The organism is Microcoleus sp. FACHB-SPT15 (assembly GCF_014849525.1).
In the GTDB taxonomy this organism is placed as follows: Bacteria; Cyanobacteriota; Cyanobacteriia; order Cyanobacteriales; family Coleofasciculaceae; genus Symplocastrum; species Symplocastrum torsivum.
This window is the reverse complement of the sequence record NZ_JACJNU010000006.1, coordinates 26,205-48,611: the sequence shown is the minus strand read 5'-3', so window position 1 is coordinate 48,611 and position 22,407 is coordinate 26,205. Positions and strand designations below refer to the sequence as shown.

Genomic DNA, 22,407 nt, shown 5'->3' with positions numbered 1-22,407 from the left:
CCCTTGAAGACTGCAAACTATAAGTTTATACCTACTTACTTGTGTCGGCTAGCAAAGCGGCAAACGCTTTCGCTTGTACTGAAAGGTTATGAGTTTGATACCAGGCATAGGCATTATTTGCGATCGCCTGCAACTCGTCTAGATCATGGAAGCCTTGTGTATTGTCAACAGGACTCCAGTAGTGTCGTCCGGCGATGATTCCATCTATAGGTAATTTACGCGATCGCGGACTGACAGGTAAGATGCCATGAGCGCAGTATGCAGCAAATATAGTGGATTTGGCTAGATAGTTAAGGTGGTAGTTGAAGAAAGCGGCTAGTGAGTTTGAGAGTATATCACTAACGTTCGAGGCTGACTGAGAACCCATTTCTACGACAGGTACGCCGTCAATGGTTGATAACCCCAGTCCAGTCGGGGGGCCAATATCCCAGATTTCCTCAATTTTCAAGCGCTGACAAGTCTCACTCAGTTCTAACCCAGACTTTTGATAAACCCGGATTCGATTACTGCATCCACCAAACACGACTAAACGCCGATACCGTTGTGCTAATGGAGGTACTTGCTTGGGTTCCCCAATCGTGGAAAAGACAGGTAACGTCAGCAGTTGGGTCTGTTTGCTCTGAGCCAGTTCTTGTAAGATTCTACCGTAGCCTTGTTTACTGGTGAGGTAGCGATCGCTTATTTGAACAAGACGGACAGCCAAATGTCGTTGTACGCTGGATAACCAGAAAGCACTTGTCCAAAGTGGCCCCGACGCATACACTTCATGAAACATCGTTACCAAATGTGTGCTAGCAGAATTACGCTTCCAACACTCTAAGCCTTCCACTAACCAAAACGGACAACCTCTCTTCGCGTAGCCATAACCAACATAATGCAGTAAGACAATCGTTCGAGTTTGAGCCTCATTAGGCAGTAAGGATAAAAGGTTAGCCGTAGAATGCACCGTCACTTTATTGACAGGAAACCCTTCAATATCTTTTGCTCCAATCCAGTTAGGATTGCCGACAATAAACTGCGTTTCTATACTAAACTCCTTACGGAGTTCACGAGCTAAATTTAGGGAATAATCTCCAATGCCATCAACAGCAGGAGGAAGCCCTGTGACAACTTGGGTGACAACTATCAATGTCTTACTGAACTAGCTTTAATTACTGAGATTACGATTAAAAACTACCAAAATAATCGACGGTAACTGATGTGATACTGCAAATCAGCTTGCCGAATTCCTATTGGCTTAGCTGGCACCCCAGCAACAATAGTAAAAGGGGGAACATTCTTCGTTACAACTGCACCCGCTGCTACAGCAGAACCTTTACCTAAAGTGACTCCCGGTAAAATCATGGCTCGTGTCCCAAGAAAAACATAATCCTCAATTGTTACCGGACGAGTACGACCTGCAAACTCAGCATTTTGTAAGTCATGGTCTGCTGTCAAGATACATACCTCAGCAGAAATCGAAACATTATCTCCAATAATAATACCTCCACGATTATCTAATCGACAATTTTGATTAATGACACTATTGTTGCCCAGCTTAAAGTTGCTTTTTGTATCAAACCATGTTCCCATAAAAACTGCACTATCTAAACCAATATCAAACTTTAGGAAGCTCCGATAAAACCCTAAGCGTACAAAATGGAAGGGAATATGATTGACAATACGATTAGTGAAATATAGAATCCCTTCCCCAACTATTTGCTTAAATTTATTAATCAAGTAATTGCCTTTTAGTAGAGTCATGAGTTGCGGTTGAGTTGTAAAAGGCGATATGACAAATAGGGCATCCCAATCAAGCGAGGCTGTTTAATCAGCTCTGCGCTGAGTCTGAGGAATTGTAAGAAGCTTTTCCTTTGGGTCAAATCTCCATCTCGATTCTCAGAACCAAATAGTTGCTTCCATTCTCTTACCGCTTCCTCTCTACCAATATGAGCGATTGTGGAACTCTTGCTTTCAGAATAACAACGGAAATAACCCAAATAGTCATCAAGCTTCAGAAATTTACCTTGCTTGTAAAGACGACTGAAGAATTCTAAATCAATAGCAAACTGTAAATTTGCATTAAGCAAACCCACTTCATTCATTGCAGAACGCTGCCAGAATGCCGTTTCTGAACAAACATTATAAATACCTGTCTCGGGGTCAAATGAAGGCAAAGAAACCCAGCCCGTTACTTCCCCTATTTCATTAATTAAAATTCTGTTCCCATGAACAACAACACAATTAGGATGAGCCTGAAATGCTTTAATGATTTTGTAAAGTGTTCTTTTTACATAAACATCATCACTATTTATCCAACCAAAAATTCTACCACTACCTTTGTTTAACCCTTGATTGATAGCATCCGCTTGACCTTTATCTTTCTTGGAATGCCAATAAAATAAATATTTTTCGTACCTTTTAATCACTTCAATAGAGCAATCGGTACTCCCGCCATCAATAATAATGTATTCAAGATTCGGATAACCCTGTAAGAGGACAGAACGAATTGTTGCCTCTAGAAATTTCCCTTGATTGTAACTGGGAGTAACAATAGTAAGACGAGGCAATTCTGACCCATCAGGCATGGTTTCAGGTATCACTTTGCTGGATACTGTCCAAGGCCATCCTGATTTGCCAGGTGGAGGGGGTGGTAAATCTTTAAGTGTTAAAGCTGTAGTCATTAGTTAAGCGTGTGACTCAAAAGAGGATTGCCTAAATGCGATCGCGTATGCCACCTGACCCAATCCTTGTCAGTTCAATCAATATCAAAGCTGAACTATCGCCCTTTATTGTGTATTGTGCAACACCTGACGATACAACTCAAGCCATAGCTAGCTGATTTCACATCAAGCCTAGTTGCTGGTTGAAAAGGAAATTTAACCTCAATATCAGGAGTGCTTAACTTCTATCTATTAATTATCAATTATCGTTACCTTAGGTTGGGAGGAGTAAATTGTGGAAGTTCTTAATACTGCTTTAATCACTTTACTTTTACTATTAGTCGGAGATTTTATTTCGACATTTTTCTATCATGTGCCTGAACATGTCTTCGGAAAATTTCATACCTTAGTTCATCATGGCAAAAACCGTAGCTTCCTGCATTATGCCCTGTTAACAAAGAACCCATGGGCACTAATTAATGGATGGCTAGGAACTCTTCCTTATTTTATTTTGGTTCCTTGGTTTTGGAGTAGCTCTCCTCTTGGCACCCTTTTGGGGCTTTTATTAGGCGAACTGCATGTTGTGTGGCGACACGTTTCTCCCCTTAAGTGGAAAACTCCAGCTCTACTTGAACGTATCTGCAACTTATTGTGTATAACGACTCCTGAACGGCATTGGCGGCATCATCAAGATGCAACAGTCGCTTATGGAGATATTTTTACGTTTTATGATCAACCAGCACAAGCCTGGTTAAAGGTTTTGCTGTTGCTTAAGAGAAAATTGAGCCAGCGCAAGCATTTGACTTAATGCTATTTCTAACATCTTTGCAACCTATGAATTGGATCTAAGGGCAAGCGCTGTTTACCGCTACCAGTTCATCTGTCGTAATCAAAGATGAAATTGGCTTAACTTGCCTAGATTCTTGCCGAGCAAACCAAAAGCAGGAAGCAAAATTTTACGTGCAGATTTTACTTTCTACCTGAACGATGTAACAAACCACCACCAAATCACTAGGGCGAAGTCGTGTTTGAGCCAGACGGGATAGCGTGAAAATTACGAGCTATGTAGCCCAATGGTAAACCCGCTAGTAAACCGAGAACCAAAGCCGCACTAATAATTGCAGCAATCAGAGCTTCTTGCTTCACCTCAAAATTCTCCTGATGCTCGTCTTTTTTCAAGGGAACCAAAACATAGGAGTAAATACTTCCCCCTATATGCTTATTTTCTTACTAGTGTCACTTAATCTTATTTTGTTTTAACAAAGTTTCTAAAGGAAATTAAGTACTGAGATAGATGTACAAATTTTTAACAACTAGGTAATGTGCACTAATAAGTAACATCAAGCGCAATGCAGAATAGGTAACTTAGACAAACGTTACTTTTTATTTAGATTTAAGTAATTCACTAAGTTGCTAGAAGCGTCTAGGGAGGTAATTTATGTGGGTGGAAAGACTGGCGCGAATTGGGTATCTTGCCAAGGGCATCGTTTATGCAATTGTGGGCGTGCTAGCAGTGCAAGCGGCAGTCGGCTCAGGCGGTCAAACAACTGATACAAAAGGTGCGCTTAGTGCGATCGCAGCACAACCCTTTGGAAAGTTTTTATTAGCGTTGCTAACAGTTGGTTTGATTGGATATATGGTTTGGCGTTTTGTACAAGCCGTTCAAGACCCTGAACACAAAGGTGATGATGCCAAAGGTTGGGCGACTCGCCTGGGTTATGCAGTTAGTGGCTTAATTTATGCGAGTTTAGCCTTCACCGCGATCGGGCTGATTAGGGGTTCGGGCGGTGGCGGCGGTGGCAATTCAGAGCAAGATTGGACGGCACGCTTGCTTGCACAACCCTTTGGGCAATGGTTAGTTGGTCTTGTCGGAGCCTTTGTCATCGGTCTTGGCTTCTACCAACTGTACCAAGCTTATAAAGCTAAATTCCGTAAACAGATGAAGTTGCAGGAGATGAGTCCTACCGAGGAAACTTGGGCAACACGTATCGGTAGATTTGGTCTAGGGGCACGGGGGGTTGTTTTTTGCATAATTGGCTTCTTCCTACTTCAGGCAGCACGTCAGTCTGACGCTAGCGAAGTAAGAGGGCTGGATGGAGCGCTACAATCCTTGGCACAACAGCCCTATGGCCCTTGGCTTTTGGGGATTGTCGCACTCGGTCTTGTTGCCTATGGCATTCACATGGCGGTACAGGCGCGATATATCCGCATTCCTAGTTGAATTTAGGACTTACGCATTGACAGGAAATTACAGTGACTTGTTTCTTGAGGGTGGCCAATAAATCTTATAGGCTCGACCAACAATATAATGCTGTTGCAAGAATCCCCAAACATGAGAATCAAAGCTATTATCGCGATTATCACCCATTACAACATAAGAGTTAGGTGGAACTGATTCGGACTCCCATTCATAGGTAGGTGGAGCTGCAATATAGGGTTCTTGTAAACGTTGGTCATTAATATAAACCACTCCATCACTAACACTCACAGCTTGTCCTGGCTCACCGATTACCCGCTTAATAAAATATCGTTCCTTGTTGTTGTCCGTCTCAGACTCTAGTAGCTTGGCTGCATCAGGTATTTTGAAGACTATTACATCACCTTGCTGAGGTGAATAATTACGAGACTTACGGACAAAGACTCTATCTCCCACGTCCAACGTTGGTAACATTGATTTGCTTGGAATTTCAAAAAAATCAACTTCTTGTCTAATCCAAGTTGGTAGGTAGCTAGTAATAATTCCAGTAGCTAAAACGAGGATAGTAATAACAATAATCAGATTTTGCCTTTGCCTTTGATGTTTTGGCAATGCAATAAAGGCATGGTAGGAAGCTACGGCTGAAATAATTGGAACAATTAAGAGTAAGTTAGGAAAGATACTGGTAGTAAGAGAGCAAATAATTATTAATGATAAAAAAAAGGCTCCCAGAGCTGCCTTTTCAACGTACAACTGACCAAGACCAGGTAAGATGCGGGAGAGGAAAACGGCAAACCAGGGACTTTTGACACTTCTAGGAATTTTCTCAGTTGCGTTTGCTTCCGACTGCTTATTGGCGCAGGCGAAGGCATCGAAGAGACTCCAGATATAGACAGCAACAGCAAAAACTAAACAGATAAGTCCTGTAGCTGTATTTCCAGTAGGACTGAATATAGACCAAAAGGCGATCGCAATTAGCAATACCTCACTACCGATAAATCCCAATCCCTTCAATTTTTCCCCGGCATAAAGTTGTCCAATACCAGGGAAAAACATCGAGAGATTAACAGCTAACCAGGGTTCAGGAGTAGATTTTGAGCTTTGACCTGATGCTGCGCTCAAAGGCATAACTCTAAGTGATGAGTGAGCAAATGGTATTTTGTAAACTTTGTCTGAAATTGTCGTTCAAACGTAGCAAATTACCACACTTCAAGTTTGACGACTGACTTGCGTAGCACTGGCTTGAGCCGTTGGCATAAGGATAACTTCGTTAATGTTGACATGGGGCGATCGCGTTGCACAGAAGAAAATCACATCAGCAACATCATCTGGCGTTAACGGTGTCACCCCTTGGTAAACCTTCTTAGCACGCTCAGTGTCACCCCGAAATCGAACATTACTAAAATCAGTTTCCACCATGCCGGGGTCTACAGAACTAACTCGCACAGGTGTACCCAAAAGGTCTTGCTTTAACCCCTCAGAAATGGATTTAACAGCCGCTTTTGTCGCACAGTAGACGCTGCCACCCGGATAGGTTTGATGACCCGCAATTGAGCCAATATTAATCACATGACCTCTGCCACGACTGACCATCCTTGGTAGCAGCGATCGCGTCATGTAAAGTAATCCTTTGATATTGGTATCAATCATCTCTTCCCAGTCTTGGATACTGGCTTCATGAACCTTATCTAGCCCCCGACTAAGACCAGCATTGTTAATCAAGATGTCCACCTCTTGCCAAGGTAGGGGTAGACTCTCAAGGGTAGCTTGGACTTGAGTGCGATCGCATACATCCAATGGCAGCAGATGCAGTTCACAAGCATACGTCTTACTAAGTTGGTCAGCTAGCTGTTCTAAACGTTCCTGACGCCGTGCTGTAAGGATAAGTTTCGCCCCAGCTTGAGCAAATACCCTGGCACACGCTTCACCAATACCACTGCTAGCACCCGTAATCAAAACGATTTGATCTTTTACTGCAACCATAGAAATTTCTGTATCCAACTGGGTAAGCGATTACACATTTAGTTGGCTGTAAGAGGTGAAAGGTAAGTCTTGTAGGGGCGCACGGCTGTGCGCCCTTAGCTGTATATTAAGTCGAAGGCTTCTTTGAAGCAGAGGAACTACCCACAACTGGCAAGCGCTGCGTAATCATCGTCATCCCATCTCCCCGAATCAATACCGCCGAAATCCAACGGTCTTCATCGGTCGAAGGGGCTTTACCCACTTTAAAAATTCCACCAGCAGGCAATAACTCTAGAGCAAAATCGGCTGGGGTGGTGTAGCGTTCTGACTTTACAGGTTCTTCCAACGCTGTTCCCAAGAGAAAGTCATCTCCTAGTGGTTCTTTGACAATGACATCAAAGTTGTACTCCTGACCTACACGCACTTCATTGGGTAACTGCACATCCACTGTAGGAGGATTGACTCCTGAGGTTAGCTGAGTGCGTTCGGCTAAGATGTCCTGCTGAACAATTGTTTGGTTCTCAAAGTGCTGACGCGATCGCAAAGTTGCTTCCAGTTTCATCGCCATGCCTTCACTAGGCTGGCTACCTGTAATGTAAGTCACCGTTTCCGCAATAATCTCATCACCCTTTCGCGTCCAATCCTGGAGTTCTGTACGATACGTTAACTCAGGGTAGCGCTCCCATAACTGAGTTAGAGCTTGCTCCATTGAGGCGCGAGTTAAACCATCGGAATGTTTGAAATTAGCACCATAGAACTGCATCACAGCCTGTAGATTACGGCTATTGGCAGCCGCATCAATTTGAGAGAGAGCATCTTTTAGCTGAGGTGGAGCCGTTTCAGGACTTTCAGCTTGGGCATTTCCTGACCATCCTGCTGTAAAACCTAGTGTTAACAGTAGAAACGCTGACCAGCCTAAGGAGCGAGATTTGGCTTTGGCAGCAAGGGACTGGGATAGGCGAGTGAGTGAAATTGCCGGATTGTACATTGAGAGATGGGGTAGGGAATAGTTTAATCAAAGGATAGGCGTTTAATCATCAAAGCTTAGATGCTATACTCGCCAATTTACTACCTGATCGTTGATTTTAGCTGACAGTACTGTCGCCTCTAGGAGAAAAAGACGCTTTGGCTACCGCACCGATTCGATTGCTGATTGCCGCCAGTGGCACTGGGGGACACTTATTTCCTGCGATCGCACTCGCCCAACAGTTACCCGATTATAAAATCGAGTGGCTAGGTGTTCCTGACCGACTCGAACGAGAATTAGTCCCAGCGCAGTATCCCCTCCACATGATTCCTGTAGAAGGCTTTCAACAGCGTTTGGGTTTGGGTACCTTACGAATCTTAGGGCGACTTGCCAGTTCCGTGCGTCAGGTGCGGCAACTACTCAAAACCAATAAATTTGATTGTGTCTTTACGACAGGCGGCTATATTGCAAGTCCTGCAATAATTGCCGCACGTTGGCAGGGTGTGCCAGTGATTCTACACGAATCGAATGCCATTCCTGGCAAAGTGACTCGCTTTTTTAGCCCGTTGTGTAGTCTTGTGGCTATCGGGTTTGAATCGACTACCCAGTACCTACCGAGAGCAAGAACTGTTCATGTCGGGACACCTGTGCGCTCTAATTTTCGTAGCATCCAGAAGCTGGAACTACCCATTCCTGACGATGTGCCGTTAATTGTCGTGGTGGGAGGTTCCCAAGGTGCGATCGCAGTCAACCAACTGGTACGTCAATGTGTGCCTACTTGGTTTGAAGCAGGTGCCTGGGTTGTTCATCTAACGGGTGAAAAAGACCCAGACGCAGCTAGCTTAAAGCACCCTCAATACTTGCAAATGCCATTTTATGAAAACATGGCAGGACTACTCCAACGAGCCAATCTAGCCGTTAGCCGTGCTGGTGCAGGAACATTAACAGAACTCGCAATTACCAAAACACCCGCCATTTTAATCCCTTACCCCTACGCTGCCGAAGACCACCAATCCTTCAACGCCGCTAGCTTTGTTGATGCGGGTGCAGCTTTGGTATTTCGTCAGGCAGAACTGACACCCGAATTGCTCCAAAGTAAGGTAATGAATTTATTGCAGTCACCGCAAGCTTTGCAAGAAATGGCACAAAATGCAGCTTCCCTTGCCATTCCAGATAGTGCGGAACGTCTTGCGGCTTTGATTAGTCAACAGCTCAAACTTGATCAAGGCATTGCCAACTTGAGGTAGTTAAAAACTGCCGCCGCCACTACGACCGCCGCTGAAGCTACCACTTTTTGAATTCTCTAGCGCTAGCCCCAAAACTAGATACGCCGTAGCAAGTTTAAGCCGTGGGTATCTGTACCGCAAGTATTGAATAGATTAAAGGTTGCGCTCAGCCGCTTGACTTGCTTGGTTTGATTAGGGCTAGGTTGCCATGGTTCAGGATTATTGTAGGCGTAGTAAGTTTCAACACCATCAATCCCTAACTGCGCGGCTACGGGAATAAGTTCGTCTGCTGAGCGTCGATAACGCTGTGGGTGAGCCAAGACTGCCAAGCCACCCGCTTGATGAAGTGCAACAATTACAGCGGCGGCTTGCGCTTCGCTTTGTTGAGGGGCTTTGCCTTGTAGATAAGACTGTAAGCTGGGATGTTCTGGATCAAAGGCATAGCCTAGGATGTGAACCTCAGTACCGAGAAGGTCAGCGGTGATTTCAACACCCGCCCAGAGGTGGGGAACTGGAGTAGAAGGTGATTCCTGCTGGCAGTGTTCCAGCCAGTCTTGAGCAATTTGGTAGCCACTGATTGTATGGTGATCGGTAATCGCCAGTCCTTTGAGTCCGATCGCGATCGCCTGATCGATCAAGTCTTTCGGCTTTAGCTGACCATCTGAGTACATGGTGTGCATATGGAAGTTGTAGGAATACGGGCAACTATCGGGCTGAATGTTCTCCCAAACCTGCTTGAGTGCTTGCTGCTGAAGTTGTGCTGCTATCTGGGGTGAATCAGAAGCTTGAGCAATGTTGACCGCCATAACTACTTCTTGCTGTGAATTATATGTCTAGATGGATGAGATACTACTGTTGATTGCCAGAGGTTGTACGCCTAGATCGGGTACCCAAATATCGTTTCAATTTGTTAACCCTACGGTAGCAAAAGTTAGACACAATTGACCTGGGATAGTGTGATTAATAAAAAGATTTATACGTTGCAAGTTATACATTTTCTCTACCTAGTAAATAGACAATATCAGCTCGGTAATTAGGCTCAAGTTGCCGTTGGATTAGGTTTAAAGTTTAGCTCTGGCTGTAACCAATCTTGGCGAATGAACGGTAATGCAGCCAGCTCAGGTGGTTTTCGTGGCAACCCTCAACAGAATTAATTTTTACCAAGCAAAAACATTCCTGATGACCGTAGAGTGGGACTAGCAAGAGCTGAGAGTGAAACCTACTAAATCTAAGTGGCTACTCTCAACTGCAAACATTCCTTGCTCACGTCCCACTCCTTACTGTTCATTCTCACTAATAGCCTGGTCTACAGTAGAGTTGCGAGTCTTCCAAGCAAGTTCCAACAACCCAGTCCAGCGCTTTTGTACCTGTTTGGGTGTACACTTCAAGGCTTTGGCAATCTCTTGGTCATTCTTGTGAGCTTGTTTGAGCTGCAATAGCTGTTGCTGTTGGCTGTCAAGCTGCGCCACAAAGATTTCCCATTGCTCGGATGACATTCCCAACTTCTGGTCGAGGTCTGCACCTAGCCACTGGTGAACAAGTTTCCAGTGTGAAGACCGAGAGAATTTTTCGACATGGTACTTAAAGCGCTGTTGCAGGTAGTCACGCTCTCTAGGCGTTAGACCAAGGATGGCATCAATATCAGGAGCCGCGAGGTCTTGCAGCTTTAAGATTAGGTAATCCGCACAATCGGAGTGACCTTGAGACTCTAGGTACTGTACCAGCTCAGAAACAACGCGATCGCGCAAAACGGCTTCACTGGGGTCAGTCGCTTGGGCAACCAGACGCAACCGCACCTGCTGCATCGCAGGAGAACGGCTTTGGTCTGAGGCTTCATCGCCTTTAAACTCAACTGCCTGCTCAATATCCAGCGCGGTTTCGCTAGGTTGACGCCTAGCAAAGCTTTGTGCCCTCAGGACAATTAGCTGCTGACTATTGCGACTGGGCAATTGGATGCGCCGCTTAGCATATTGCTCAGTAAACGCCATGTACTCTGCTAGCTCAAACTGGGTACGTGGGGAGTAGTTAGCATCCACTTCATTTTCTCGCCGGAAGGCTTTGAGAGACTCCGCATAAAAATCTTGCAAAAAGTCCTCAATCAAGTTGTAGCGAGCTGCAAAGGTTAACTGAGCGTGAGACGGCGCAACATGACGATAAATCATGACGCTGAGGTTGCTGTGCAGTTCGACACGACCTTGCTTGGAACCGAGTTGATAGTACGACAGGCACTTATGCAACCGATGGCGTGCCAAGGTAAATTGCCAAGAGCCGATTTCACCACTGGTTTGGATGCGATCGCTTTTGTGGCAAATCCGTTCTACCTCTAAGGCAATCCGGTTCGCTACTGCATCTGCACGGCTGGGTGATGTTTTTAGCTGCGAACGAATTTCTTCCAGCAGCATTTCTGTTAAACCTTGAGTGTCAGTTTCTTTGACATTTTCCGGAGCGTACAGTTCACTGTCGGAAATTTGATTGAGATTGGCTGTTTTAACGTTCATGGTATTGCCCCGCTAGACTCATTGTGACGAAGTGCGACAACTTTCCTCAGCGAGGGATGTTTGGCTGGGTTGTCATCCATCCGCTGTCCCTCTCTTGCTGTCCACAATTCGACTGTAGATTGCTACCCTGAGTCATTCAGGCATTCTTAGGACACTACCTAAGATTACCTACGCGCTCACTGGTTGACCGCTTGGACGGCTTTTCGCTGACAGCCCTGCCTCAGGGCTTGTAATCCTTGCCATAAAAGCATTTGAGCAATTTATGCCCTAGGATTGTAAGAGCCAAGAGAAGCTGGTATCTGTAGACCAGTACAGAAAGTGGATTGAGAGCAAACTCTTCATCCGTAATCCCCAACCAGTCGCTTGTAGTGTCTGGCTTGATGGATAAACCGAGAACTGGGCAAGCCGCTACAAACGCCTCTACTCCCAGTTTTGGTTAACTGGTGATGCCCAAGCCATCGCCGCTTCCCATCCCAGACCTTTTCGCACCATGACAGGTTCCTCACCTGTCATATCTACAATGGTTGATACTTGAGTGCCTGGTTCCGAGCCATCGTCCACAATAATGTCTACCAAGCCATCAAACTCGTCGAACAGTTTCGCTCGTTCCAGTCCCAGTGTCGGGATTTTGCCCTCCTCATCTGCCAAATGTGCGGAGGTGGAAATAACGGGATTTCCCAAGGCTTTCAGCAGCGCTTGACAGACTGGATGATCAGGAACACGGATACCGCTAGTTTTACGTTTGGGACTCATCACCAACCGGGGCACTAACTTCGTTGCTGGTAGCAAGAATGTGTAAGGTCCTGGAATTAGGCTCCTCATCAAGCGGTAAGCAGAGTCACTCACTAAGGCATACTCAGCGATATTGGATAGAGAGGAACATAGAAACGTCAGAGGCTTATCATTAGATAATTGCTTCAGACGCCTTACACGTTCTACGGCGGACTTCACATTCAAATCGCAACCAATTGCATAAACGGTATCAGTCGGATATAGCATTACTGCACCATCTTGCAGTTCGTTTCTAATTTCCTCTATTCGACGGATTTGGGGAGTTTCCGGATGGACTGTGTAAATTGTCGCCATCAAAATTTATTCTTCTTTCTAAAAGTACGAGTCATGAATGATACATTCACTCAAAACTCAATAGTCAAAACTGTATGACAAAGCTTGCGTACCTGGATTGCCAGACAGGAATTGCTGGTGATATGTGTTTAGGGGCACTCGTGGCGGCTGGTGTGCCTTTGGAGTACTTAACTGAAAAACTTGCCAAACTGGGGATTGAGCAGGAGTACCAGTTACGAGCCGAAAACGTTCACCACAATGGTCAAGTCGCAACAAAAGTCCATGTGGATTTACAAACAAAAGAGCAACATCCTCACCGCACGAGCAATGGACATGGACATCATCACCCTCATGACCATGATCACTCAGCAAGTCTTACCTCAGAGACTGAAGACCAAACCTCTATTCATGCTCCGACGCGGCACCTGCCAGAAATTGAATACTTAATTACAACAGCAGAGTTACCACCACGAGTTCAAGAGTGGAGCCTTGCTGTCTTCCGCAAACTCGCTGAGGCAGAAGGAGCAGTACATGGCATTGCACCCCAGAAGGTTCATTTCCATGAAGTCGGGGCTACTGATGCCATTGTAGACATTGTAGGTACTTGCTTGGGGTTGGATTGGCTAGGGATTGACCAACTCTACTGTTCGGCTCTCCCTACTGGTGGTGGGACAGTACGAGCGGCACATGGTCGGCTCTCGGTGCCAGTACCAGCCGTGCTGAAATTATGGGAATTGCGCCAGGTGCCAGTTTACAGCAACGGGATTGAGCGGGAATTGGTGACACCAACGGGAGCTGCGATCGCAGTTACGCTTGCCACTAGTTTTGGTGCGCCGCCAGCGATGACGATTCAACAGGTGGGGAATGGTGCAGGTTCGATCCAGTTACCGATTCCCAATATTTTGCGACTGTGGATTGGTCAGTCATCGATGGTTAACCCTCCTTTGCCTCCCCTTGGTAAGGGGGGGTCGGACAACGAGCAACGAACAACAGACACTTTCTTAGAAACGATTTCGGTACTGGAAACCCAAATTGATGACTTGAGTCCTCAAGCGATCGGCTATGTGTTTGAGGCGCTATTTAATGCGGGTGCAGTGGATGTTTTCACTCAGCCGATTGGGATGAAGAAGTCTCGACCCGGTATCTTACTCACTGTAATTTGCCATCCTCAGGATATCGAGGCTTGTGAAGCGGTTTTATTCCGTGAAACAACTACTTTGGGAGTGCGGCGTCTGACTCAACAACGAGCAATTTTGCCACGGGAAATCCAAAGCGTACAGACTCAGTATGGTGAGGTACGGGTGAAGGTGGCTTGGAGTAATGATTCAACAGAGAGAATTATCACTAACGTTCAGCCAGAATATGAAGATTGTGCAGAGCTAGCAAGAACCAATAACCGCTCTTGGCGAGAGATACATCAGTTGGCGCTGCAAGCTTGGTATCACCAGCAGGAACAATCAACGACGGCAACAACGCCTCTGCAATATGTCAGTAACCAGTAACCAGTAACCTGCGCTCCCTGACTTGCGATCGCATCTCACCCGACAGGGCTAACGCATCTAAAATATTCTTGACAACAAAGGAGTTTGCGATCGCACTCAATCCTAGCCCCCAAGTTTGAGGGGAACCGGAGTCGATGACCTAAAAACGCCTGAAACCCTTGTGAATACTGGATTTTCGCGGATTTAATCTAAAAGCACTCCTCTGTCTAGGTTTGAAGCCATTTTTGACCTAGTTTTTTGTTTAAGTCCCAAGCTTTAACCCATGTTGTGAGACTGAAAAACCAGTCAGTGGTTACTCCCATCTGACTGGTTCTTGTAAGTTTTATTTTTAGGTTTAGACTTAGCTAATTTTAGTTGTTTGCTTCAGCCGCATCACCTAAACCTCGTTGTGGTTTATTTGCTGTTGACGTTTGGATTAATAGCATCAGCAGCATTTTCAGCAGCTTGCTTGATTTTATCGCCCAAGCTGTCACCAGCATCAGCCGCATTATCTACGCTTCGCTGAGCACCCTTAACGCTTTCGTTGACTTTGCTTTGAGCAGTTCTAGAAGTCTTGTCAGCCGCCTGCTTGGTATTTATAGCCGCATCTTGAGCCGTTGCCTTGGTTTGTTGAGCGTTCTTTTGAGCGCCCTTAGAGACATCTTCGCCAACGTTCTTAGCTGCCTCGCCTACATCTTCACCAATCCGGCGTGTTCTCTCGCCAAGGGGCGTACCACTCCGGTAGTTTTCAACATATTGCTCAGTACTATCAATACCCTTCTCGTCGATGTTTCTCTGGGCGTTGTCTACCAAAGCTTTAGCCTTCGCTTCTGCCCCTGTAGTACTCTGTCTAGGATCGACATCGCTGTAGCTATTTATCCCACCTTTGTATTCATTTGTGAGAGCGCTTCCTGGAACTTCTTCTCTGATTTTGTCGGCAGTTTTTGCTGATGCGCCACCGCTACAAGCAGTAGTTACAACAACTAAGAGACCAACTAGACAAATTGTTAGGATTCGATCCAGCCGGATATCTTTTAACCAATTGATTACTTTGTTCATTGAGTAATTCCTCCAATTTTGTTTTGAGTGAAAGGTTAAGGGACTTATGGCTTCAAACAACAATCAATTTTCTTGTTTGATGAATTGAAAAGCATCTAAATCTAGCAAATCAATTCCAGCCATAACAATAGATTATTTAGGATACAATCCCACTCTCAGTTAACGCAAACCAGGCTTGCGTACATCTTCGTGTCTCTCTAGAGCTTCCTTTGCATCCTCTTTGATAAATTCCGAGGCCTTATCAAAAGTCTTTTTCACCGTCGTTAGGCGATTTTCAACACGATCATCTAAATCTGAATCCCGTTGAATTTGTCCACCCGGTTCAGATTTTTCAAAATCTTGTTGGCTTATCTTAGGTAGACGCCTCTCTACATTTGGTCTCTGTGCTGGTTGTTCTGCACCTGGGTAGATTTCCTTAACCTTTTTGACTTGCTCGGCATTCTTTGCTGATACCGCACCATTACAAGCTGTGCTAACAAAGAGTAAGATACCCGCCAAAAATACTGTTAATATCTGCTTGAGCTTACCGCTTTTCAACCAAGCTCTTATTTTGTTCATACTCTCTTCCTCCGAAGTGTTGTAAGTAAGCGAAAGTTTAACCAAGTTATACCTTTGCCTAGGGCACGTTTTGTTTGACGAATCAAAAGACTTTATTAATTACAAATCAATTACTACCAAACGTATTGCCTTAGGGAGATACCTGTTTTCAGTTAGCGCAAGCCTGGTTCTTCATGTCTTTGTAAGGCTTCTTGTGCGTCTTCACCAATAAAGTCAGAAGCCTCCTCGAAGGTTTCTTTAACTTCCGCTAAGCGATCTTGAACGCGATCGCCAAGGCTTGATTTCCGTTGGTTTAGTCCACCTGGCTCAGATGTCTCATAATCTTGCAGGGTTTTCTTCGGTAAGGCTTTCTCCACATCGGGTCTATTTGCAGGTGATTCAGCACCGGGATAAAGCGTCTCAACCGCAGCAATCAACGGGTTAGATAGGGTTGGCATACTGGCTTGCTTACCAATAGCCTTGGCTTTTTCGCCGTTCACCTTCGGGTCAGGAGAAAGATTAAAGTTGGTGTTAGTATCTCCACCACTCTTATAGGGATTGTTGGAACCTCCCATCTGAACAGGAAGGTTATTTGGGCGTGCCCCAGTCTCGTTACCGTTGTTACAAGCTGTACTAACGAACAGTACTACTGTTGCTAAAAGAACTGTCAATAATTGCCTGAGTTGTAGCTGTTTGAGGAAAGCCGTTAATTTTTTCATAAAATACTCCTTTCAGCTTCAGTTAAGCTGATTGTCTCTTCATGAAAGCTGACAGCTATATCCCCAAACACCAGAATTACGGCAGCTTGCAATGCTCCCGTTAAAAAAAGGTAGAGTGCTGTAGTTGAACTAAAGCTACCGATCGCAAGTTATCTTTTATGCTTGGGAGTGATAGCGGTCATCCTTCAATCACGCTTATAGATAGTATCAAGAGAACGGCGAGTCCTCCCTCTAGCAAAGGAGACATTCTGACTCCCTCTAAAAAACCGCTATTCTCTAACTGAAGAGAGAGTGACACAGTGCGCCTATTGCACCTGTTGTTATTTCTGGTTAAACCGAGATTAAATAATAAGCCGATAAAATCATTGGCTAGCGATCTTTATTTTGAACAGGTAGGCTCAATTAAAGACAACTTATCATTTTGGGATTGATGATAGGGAATGCTTACCAAAACAATGGTTTCTAATCCATGCGATCTGCAACTTTAGAACTCTGAATTTAAGGGAATTAGAGGCAGCTAATGCTGGGTAACTTCTGTTTCGATTCCTGTACCTCTGCTTTTTAAGAAGGGATAATCATAAGTTATCGATCGTTTAATCCCCCATCCTGTCGAAGTGCTTCTCAATCATCATGTTCTATTGCTCAACTCTAATAGTCCGGATATAGACTTTAAGCCGTTCTGTCATGAAGAAAATCTGGTCATCGCTGAAGCCCTACCTCCGGTGGTTAATTCTGGGTGGAACGCTGTTTTTTTTGGTAAAGGCATTTAAAGATCACTGGCGAGAAGTTGCGGCAATTCGGATTGATGCAGCTAGCTGGACAATTTTGGCGATCGCATTCTCTATCACCTTACTTGCTCATATCTGGGCAGGCTTAGTCTGGGGCTGGATTTTGCGATCGTTCAAACAACCCGTTCAGTACCATTGGGTGCTTCCGGTTTACTTGAAGACTAATGTGGCGAAGTATATACCTGGCAATGTTTGGCACTACTATGGCCGCGTGTGGGCAGTGACTAATGCAGGTGGTTCTTTGGGAGCAGCGACAATTAGCGTCTTGCTAGAACCGTTGTTGATGGCGGCGGCGGCATTACTGGTTGCCTTAACGGCTAGTCAGCTAGGTTGGTTGGATGCCCAAGGGAATGCTTGGAGTTGGGGATTTCAAATTTTTGGTTTGGGCGTTGTCTTACTGGCAGTTCATCCCAAAGTTCTCAACCCAGTGCTTCAGCTAGTGAGTCGTTTAAAGGGAAAAGCGCCTGGCACGGAGGTATTTCAGCTTGAGGGGTATCCCGTTTTGCCGTTATTGGGAGAACTAGGCTTCTTAATACTCCGGGGTAGTGGCTTCTTACTGACCTTTAGCGCCCTTACAACTGTAAATCCTAGCCAATTCCTACTGCTATTTAGTGCATTTAGTCTTTCGTGGGTGTTGGGTTTGGTTATCCCGACACCGGGAGGTTTAGGAGTGTTTGAGACAACCGCGATCGCATTGCTTAAGCCTTACTTTCCTATCGCTATAATTCTCAGCGTTGTTGCCTTGTTTCGTTTAGTCAGTATTCTGGCAGAAGTTGTTGGTGCAGGGATAGGTATTTTGTTCGACTCCTACGCAAAGCCTCACTAATGCATAAGTATGGCGCCCTGAAGACTACCTTTTGCCTTCTGCCTCCTGCTCTCTGCCTTCATCAACTTGAGGCAAGCCCTCTTCTTCTGCATCTACACTGACACATTCCCGAAGCTGGGAAAAAACTCGATAGGTTTCCAGGGCAGCTTCTGACTGATCATCTGGGCTAGTTGTACTCATTTTAATCAAGTTGTATTGGACGTTATCAGCATGAATGGCAAATGTTATGTTGAAAACTTCAAAAAAGTTAACAACCCACTGGCATTCGTCTTCAGAATAATCCGCATAATATTTAATTAACTTAGCAATACAAGTTTCTAGATGGGTGCGCGAATTCGGACAAATCAAAATAATCTTGAGAAGGACGATTACTAAGGTAAGGTGATTTCCTTGAGAAAGTAACAAAATAAATAACGCTGAAGGTTCTTGCTGGTCTTCTGTTGTTAAATAATCAATGATTTTATTAGAGGTTCTCAATATTAATGCTTCATTAATTCTTTGCTCATGATAACTCTCATATAGCACTTCTAATTTTTCTGAAAGCTGTCTATTTAATACCTCTACAAAATCTTTATTGTCTACAGAAAACACTAAATATTTTTGCAAAGAATATTTGAAATCTTGATACTTAATATTTCGTGTTTGCTCAAGAAAAATATTTGCTAAATTCACATGACTAAATGTGCCGCGTTTCACGACAATCATTTTAATAAACCGTAGAACGTCATCACCCAGACCTGTCGGATTTTTATATGTTTTATCTTTATGATGTATAGGTGACTGAGAGCGAGCTGTGTACATTGCCAAATCAAATTTAAACTGGTCTTTCAGCTTTTTTGAAAGCGCTCTTGCTGCCTCTCGTTGTTCTACAGGGTTATTAAGATTAGTATATTGAGGAACTAATAAATATGAGGTATAACGACTACTCCAATGAGCCTTGTCTGAATAGCCATATTTCGCCAGAAACAACTTAAGCTCGTAATAATCTTGGCCTTGAATGAAATTTGCAAGCCAAGCCCGTAAGCGGCTAAGAGCCGGGGAAAGCGTTCTCTTATTAATTTTCAGATCGGAAAACAAGTCAACTAGCGCTTTGATAGAGCTATAGTTTCTTGATGTATCCCAGTTATTGATCAGAATATAACAAGACCGCTTTAGCGTATGCAGGAAGTCATTCTCATTGTTCGAGAAAATTAGATTGGATATGGCTTTTATAACCTCTACATTTCCAGAGGAAGAATCATAATCAATAAATAATTGTTTAAATTCCAGTAAAACTTTTGCTGGGGGCTGTTTTCTAACAAGTTCCAACAAAAATTGATAGATTATTTCCTGAGCATGACGAGTATCGAACCCTAACTTGCTTAGCTTGGGGCGAGGCTCAGTTTGGTGACCTTCTGAGAGTGAGAAAACATCCCTGATCATGAAACTATCTCAGGACGCTTACGTTCCTGCTGAAGGTAGAAGAAGAGAAAGCTGATGGCACTCTGCGTCGATACTAGTGATTGTTCTTGTTGTAGGCTTAACCACCTAAATATTTTTTGAAGATAGCATACCCTGATCATATAGATTTTCTATGAAATATACAGGTCTCATCGGTTAGTAGCTGACGTTTTCCTTCGTTTGATTAGGGAGGTGCTACAACTTGTAGCCGTGAATTCTATTAGGCTTGCTGTTGATTACCATGATTCAGTTACAGTCTGGGAGTGCCACAAAATCTCTACAACAGGAGGGTGCGAGATTTCGATTTATTTTCTGAAAAAATCTGCTGGAAGCGGTAGCTATCTCTAAGTTTGTAAAGTAGAGAAAACCCTGGCTAGGGATTATGGGGTGGGGATTTGATACGGTTGATTTCTTTTTGGAGTTCCTCAATCTGACGCTGTAGTGTTTCCACTTCATTTGCTGAAGGTTCTGAGGAAACATTAACGGCTCCTTCTGCTGTCGCTCGTCGATAATTACCTTGACGAATTTGGCGATAGTCTTCTGAAATTGCCCATTCTCGGAGGTAGCGTAAACGCTCAACTGGGAAGGGATGGCTTAAGAGCGAACCGTTGCCACCGTTATAGAGTAAAAATTTGTAGACTTGGTTGAGACCGTCTTGATCAAGTTCTTGATAACGTTCAGATTGACGGATAAATTCATTAAGATTGCATTCGTGAGAGTACTTGGCACTACCACCTGCAATTTTCATCATGGTCTGGATCACGGTATCGAGATCATCCATGACTAGTAATGCGGCTCGATCTGAGGAGAGTTCGGCTTTGCGACGCCATTCGTAAAAGGCATAAACTAAGCCACTGCTGACGAGATTGCCCAAGCCAAGTGTCATTTCACCCAACATTGAGGCAGCATTTGTTACCCAAATTCCCATCTGGATTAAGATAGTGTGACCACATTTAATGTGTCCTAACTCATGAGCTAGAACGGTGCGAATTTCTGCTTCACTCAGTAAATCTAATAAGCCTGTGTTGATGACTACATAAGGATGTTCTTGCCCCAAGGCATGGCTATTGACTTCGGGATTTTGATCGACAAACAGAGTTGGTTCTGGGTAGATATCTAAATCCCGAATACATTCACGGAACATCTGATAAAGAGTCGAATATTGCCGTGGCCCAACTTGAATGCAGTTGCCCATCAGATAGACTAACTGAGGGCGTTCGTAGAGAAATTCCACAAACTTGCGGGCAACCAGATCAAATCCAGGAACACTACGCAAGGCTTGCTCGGCTTGTTGATCGAGGGGATGTTTGAATGCTTCGCTAGAAATTCCAGGGTATGTAGGCATAGGGAATAGTTGATATAAGCAACTAGGAATAAGGCATCAGCGGCACTTCATTTATGATAAAACTCACACGCTTGGGGAGAGCAATGATCAGGTTTGGACAAGGTGAAGTGATTCCTAGGGTGTCACCGTAGCTGGAAAGTATTCATTATAGGAAGGCGATCGCATTTCTGCTGGCTGATTAGACATTTTTTTCTAACTGCTGAGTTATTTTTGCTCAACAGCACTAGCGTCCACAAGCTGGCAAGCGGACTGTAAAGCAACTACCAACCCCAACTTGGCTCGTAACACTAATTGAGCCACCGTGATTTCTAGCAATCACTTGAGCGATTGCTAGCCCTAAGCCCGAACCACCAGTCCGATACGCACGAGCCTCGTCAGCCCGCCAAAAGCGGTCAAAGATATACTTGATGTGTTCCGGTGCAATCCCGATGCCTGTATCGCGCACATGCACCCGAAGATAGTAACCTTCACGGCTAGTTCGGATTTCGACTTTGCCTCCCTCCACTGTGTACTTCAGTGCGTTTTCAATCAAATTGGAAAATAACCGATTGAGTTGAATTGGCTCACCAAGCAGATCAAGATGGTTAGTCAAATAAACTTTCAAGTTGATACGTCTTTCTTTCGCTTGGGGGGTATACAACTGAACTAAGCCATCTAGAAGTTCCTCTAGATCAACAGGTTTACGCTCTTCTCTGGGAGTTTGTTCTGTGCGAGCCAAAAACAATAAATCTTCTGTAAGGTGAGTCATCTGCTTAACAGCGCTAGTAACTGCTTTAAGCTTTTCTGCATCGCTGGATCGCATACCTTCCGGATATTTCAGCGCTACGTCTACGTTACTTTTAACAGCCATTAGAGGGCCGCGCAGTTCATGGGAAGCATCAGCCGTAAACTGTTGAAGTCGTCGAAAACTTTCTTCAATTGGCTGCATTGCCTGTCGAGTCAGGAAAATCCCACTGATGCCACTAAAAATTAGAGCAATAGTAATGCTGCCGCCTAAGCCTATATCTAATTTTTTAAGTGTTGAATTAACGTAGTCCTGAGATTGACTTGCTATGACGTAGCCAAGTGTTTGAGTAAAGTCATAATTCTTAACGGGTAAGATGTACCATTGGCGGTGCTTCTTATCCGTCATCACTTTATTCCAGTTTATTTGACGAGGAAAAGGCGGATCTAATAAATTTTCAGGTAAACCTCTTGCCTCAACAAGATTGCCCTCAAGATCAAACCACTGCAAAGCTTGATGGTTAGGATTTAATTGTTCCAGAGAAATTTCTTCGTGAACTTTTAACTGGTTGTCATCAAAATACATGTCACTCGCCGCATCTTTTGCTAGTTCCTTAAGGTTTTCTACAGAGCGTTCGCTGAGTACGCGAGTAAACACAATACGAACTGCGATCGCAAAACTTAACAGTATGGAGATAAGGACAACTAAGTAAGATAGCAGCAGGCGGCGCTGAATTTTCTGAAACACAAGCATTCCTCACACTGGCGTAAGGGACTGGCAAACGTCGCAGACTCGGAAGCTGTTCTACGTTTGGCATTGCCTATTAAATTAACTGGTTTTAGTTGAAAGTGGAAAGGTAAAGGGGAAGTATAGAATTTCCTTTCCTCCTTTTTCCAATACGTTTAATATGCCAAATTAAATTCAAGGTGCG

22 protein-coding genes are annotated in these 22,407 nt (G+C 44.4%); 6 read left to right on the top strand and 16 right to left on the bottom strand.

Annotated features, from left to right (window positions below):
- Positions 1-31: 31 nt before the first annotated feature.
- From H6F98_RS01475 to H6F98_RS01465, 3 genes are read right to left on the bottom strand one after another with little or no spacing between them, the layout of a single operon-like run.
- Positions 32-1,129 carry a glycosyltransferase family 1 protein gene (locus H6F98_RS01475; RefSeq protein WP_199348239.1) on the bottom strand — a complete coding sequence of 366 codons (1,098 nt, stop codon included), beginning with the start codon at positions 1,127-1,129 and terminating at the stop codon, positions 32-34.
- A 44-nt stretch (positions 1,130-1,173) separates the two neighbouring features.
- Positions 1,174-1,743 (bottom strand): DapH/DapD/GlmU-related protein, encoded by a 570-nt coding sequence (locus H6F98_RS01470; protein ID WP_192216902.1) that lies wholly within the window; start codon positions 1,741-1,743, stop codon positions 1,174-1,176.
- A complete protein-coding gene (locus H6F98_RS01465) occupies positions 1,740-2,567 on the bottom strand; it encodes a glycosyltransferase family 2 protein (protein WP_192216901.1) in 828 nt (275 codons plus the stop codon). Before H6F98_RS01465 ends, H6F98_RS01470 begins: the two co-directional genes overlap by 4 nt.
- Positions 2,568-2,698: 131 nt before the next feature.
- On the opposite strand from H6F98_RS01465, the gene H6F98_RS33885 reads away from it, so the two are divergent.
- Together H6F98_RS33885 and H6F98_RS01460 are read left to right on the top strand one after the other, a co-directional pair.
- Complete coding sequence (locus H6F98_RS33885; protein ID WP_277927486.1) at positions 2,699-2,821, top strand: hypothetical protein; 123 nt, start codon at positions 2,699-2,701, stop codon at positions 2,819-2,821.
- A gap of 116 nt (positions 2,822-2,937) precedes the next feature.
- Positions 2,938-3,450, top strand: a complete 513-nt coding sequence (locus H6F98_RS01460) for a sterol desaturase (protein ID WP_192216900.1) — start codon at positions 2,938-2,940, stop codon at positions 3,448-3,450.
- 203 nt (positions 3,451-3,653) lie between these two features.
- Here H6F98_RS01460 and H6F98_RS33880 read toward each other — a convergent pair whose 3' ends face one another.
- Positions 3,654-3,788, bottom strand: a complete 135-nt coding sequence (locus H6F98_RS33880) for a hypothetical protein (protein WP_277927485.1) — start codon at positions 3,786-3,788, stop codon at positions 3,654-3,656.
- A 292-nt stretch (positions 3,789-4,080) separates the two neighbouring features.
- Here H6F98_RS33880 and H6F98_RS01450 point away from each other — a divergent pair, with 292 nt between their 5' ends.
- On the top strand, positions 4,081-4,863 hold the full coding sequence (locus H6F98_RS01450; RefSeq protein WP_192216898.1) for a DUF1206 domain-containing protein: 783 nt from the start codon (positions 4,081-4,083) through the stop codon (positions 4,861-4,863).
- A 27-nt stretch (positions 4,864-4,890) separates the two neighbouring features.
- Here the strand turns inward: H6F98_RS01450 and lepB are convergent, their stop codons facing one another.
- The 3 genes from lepB to H6F98_RS01435 all read right to left on the bottom strand — a co-directional run bounded on the left by lepB (position 4,891) and on the right by H6F98_RS01435 (position 7,789).
- Positions 4,891-5,967, bottom strand: a complete 1,077-nt coding sequence (lepB, locus tag H6F98_RS01445; protein WP_192216897.1) for a signal peptidase I — start codon at positions 5,965-5,967, stop codon at positions 4,891-4,893.
- Positions 5,968-6,048: 81 nt separating this feature from the next.
- Positions 6,049-6,822 carry an SDR family oxidoreductase gene (locus tag H6F98_RS01440; RefSeq protein WP_192216896.1) on the bottom strand — a complete coding sequence of 258 codons (774 nt, stop codon included), beginning with the start codon at positions 6,820-6,822 and terminating at the stop codon, positions 6,049-6,051.
- A 106-nt stretch (positions 6,823-6,928) separates the two neighbouring features.
- Complete coding sequence (locus H6F98_RS01435; RefSeq protein WP_192216895.1) at positions 6,929-7,789, bottom strand: nuclear transport factor 2 family protein; 861 nt, start codon at positions 7,787-7,789, stop codon at positions 6,929-6,931.
- A gap of 137 nt (positions 7,790-7,926) precedes the next feature.
- Here H6F98_RS01435 and murG point away from each other — a divergent pair, with 137 nt between their 5' ends.
- Entirely contained in the window at positions 7,927-9,015 is a 1,089-nt protein-coding gene (murG, locus tag H6F98_RS01430; protein WP_192216894.1) for an undecaprenyldiphospho-muramoylpentapeptide beta-N-acetylglucosaminyltransferase, read from the top strand.
- A gap of 74 nt (positions 9,016-9,089) precedes the next feature.
- On the opposite strand, the gene H6F98_RS01425 is transcribed toward murG, so the two are convergent.
- From H6F98_RS01425 to H6F98_RS01415, 3 genes are all read right to left on the bottom strand, one after another.
- On the bottom strand, positions 9,090-9,800 hold the full coding sequence (locus H6F98_RS01425; protein WP_192216893.1) for a PHP domain-containing protein: 711 nt from the start codon (positions 9,798-9,800) through the stop codon (positions 9,090-9,092).
- A 471-nt stretch (positions 9,801-10,271) separates the two neighbouring features.
- Entirely contained in the window at positions 10,272-11,492 is a 1,221-nt protein-coding gene (locus H6F98_RS01420; RefSeq protein ID WP_192216892.1) for a HetZ-related protein, read from the bottom strand.
- Between the two features lie 420 nt (positions 11,493-11,912).
- Complete coding sequence (locus tag H6F98_RS01415; protein ID WP_192216891.1) at positions 11,913-12,578, bottom strand: L-threonylcarbamoyladenylate synthase; 666 nt, start codon at positions 12,576-12,578, stop codon at positions 11,913-11,915.
- Positions 12,579-12,652: 74 nt separating this feature from the next.
- Here H6F98_RS01415 and larC point away from each other — a divergent pair, with 74 nt between their 5' ends.
- Positions 12,653-14,059, top strand: coding sequence for a nickel pincer cofactor biosynthesis protein LarC (gene larC, locus H6F98_RS01410; RefSeq protein WP_192216890.1), 1,407 nt, complete (start codon positions 12,653-12,655; stop codon positions 14,057-14,059).
- 393 nt (positions 14,060-14,452) lie between these two features.
- On the opposite strand, the gene H6F98_RS01405 is transcribed toward larC, so the two are convergent.
- From H6F98_RS01405 to H6F98_RS01395, 3 genes are all read right to left on the bottom strand, one after another.
- A complete protein-coding gene (locus H6F98_RS01405; RefSeq protein ID WP_192216889.1) occupies positions 14,453-15,097 on the bottom strand; it encodes a DUF6658 family protein in 645 nt (214 codons plus the stop codon).
- Between the two features lie 159 nt (positions 15,098-15,256).
- Positions 15,257-15,655 (bottom strand): DUF6658 family protein, encoded by a 399-nt coding sequence (locus H6F98_RS01400; RefSeq protein WP_192217097.1) that lies wholly within the window; start codon positions 15,653-15,655, stop codon positions 15,257-15,259.
- A gap of 152 nt (positions 15,656-15,807) precedes the next feature.
- Positions 15,808-16,353: a DUF6658 family protein gene (locus H6F98_RS01395; RefSeq protein WP_192216888.1), complete on the bottom strand. Its 546-nt coding sequence runs from the start codon at positions 16,351-16,353 to the stop codon at positions 15,808-15,810.
- 684 nt (positions 16,354-17,037) lie between these two features.
- Here H6F98_RS01395 and H6F98_RS01390 point away from each other — a divergent pair.
- Complete coding sequence (locus tag H6F98_RS01390; protein ID WP_192216887.1) at positions 17,038-17,967, top strand: YbhN family protein; 930 nt, start codon at positions 17,038-17,040, stop codon at positions 17,965-17,967.
- A gap of 24 nt (positions 17,968-17,991) precedes the next feature.
- On the opposite strand, the gene H6F98_RS01385 is transcribed toward H6F98_RS01390, so the two are convergent.
- From H6F98_RS01385 to H6F98_RS34330, 3 genes are all read right to left on the bottom strand, one after another.
- A complete protein-coding gene (locus H6F98_RS01385; protein ID WP_192216886.1) occupies positions 17,992-19,389 on the bottom strand; it encodes a hypothetical protein in 1,398 nt (465 codons plus the stop codon).
- 391 nt (positions 19,390-19,780) lie between these two features.
- Positions 19,781-20,752 (bottom strand): M48 family metallopeptidase, encoded by a 972-nt coding sequence (locus H6F98_RS01380; protein ID WP_192216885.1) that lies wholly within the window; start codon positions 20,750-20,752, stop codon positions 19,781-19,783.
- 223 nt (positions 20,753-20,975) lie between these two features.
- Complete coding sequence (locus H6F98_RS34330) at positions 20,976-22,223, bottom strand: cell wall metabolism sensor histidine kinase WalK (protein WP_192216884.1); 1,248 nt, start codon at positions 22,221-22,223, stop codon at positions 20,976-20,978.
- Positions 22,224-22,407 lie beyond the last annotated feature (184 nt).